Below are 584 nucleotides of genomic sequence, written 5' to 3'. Positions count from 1 at the left end.
AGGTCGCCACCGAAGGCGCGCTCTGGGGAGCATTGTGCGAGCAGGGCCTGCTCGAGGGCACTGTGATCGTCTCCGATGGCGCACGCCAGTTCGGGGTCGGCGATCATGCGCTGTGCTGGGTGCATGCCGAGCGGCTGGTCTACAAGCTGCAGCCGTCCAACCCGGCCGATCGCAGGGCGGTCGAGATCCAGCGCGCCCTGATCTGGTGGTTCTATGCCGATCTCAAGGCCTATAAGCGCAATCCCGACCCCAAACACGCCAGGATGATGCGCGCCCGCTTCGACCGGATCTTCACCCGCAAAACCGGCTACATCATGCTCGACCGGCAACTCGCCCATCTCCACCGCAACAAGGAGGCCCTGCTGCGCGTGCTCGACCGGCCCGAAATCCCGCTCCATACCAACGGATCGGAAAACGATATCCGAACCGTCGTCACCAAACGCAAAATCTCCGGCGGCACCGTAAGCGAACAAGGTAAAATCGCACGCGACACCATGCTCGGCCTCATGAAGACATGCGCCAAGCTCGGCGTCTCCTATTACCGCTTCCTCGGTGATCGCTTCGCCATCACAGGCGCCAACGCC

Annotated in this window: 1 protein-coding gene; it reads left to right on the top strand. The window is 62.8% G+C overall.

Annotated features, from left to right (window positions below; translation table 11 throughout):
• Nucleotides 1-584, top strand: a 584-nt coding sequence (locus ABD050_RS28935) for an IS66 family transposase (RefSeq protein ID WP_343893056.1), incomplete at both ends; no start/stop codon positions are given.

The organism is Sphingomonas oligophenolica, assembly GCF_039522915.1.
GTDB lineage: Bacteria > Pseudomonadota > Alphaproteobacteria > Sphingomonadales > Sphingomonadaceae > Sphingomonas > Sphingomonas oligophenolica.
Note: the sequence above shows the minus strand (reverse complement) of the source record. Positions and strands in the feature narration are given on the sequence as shown.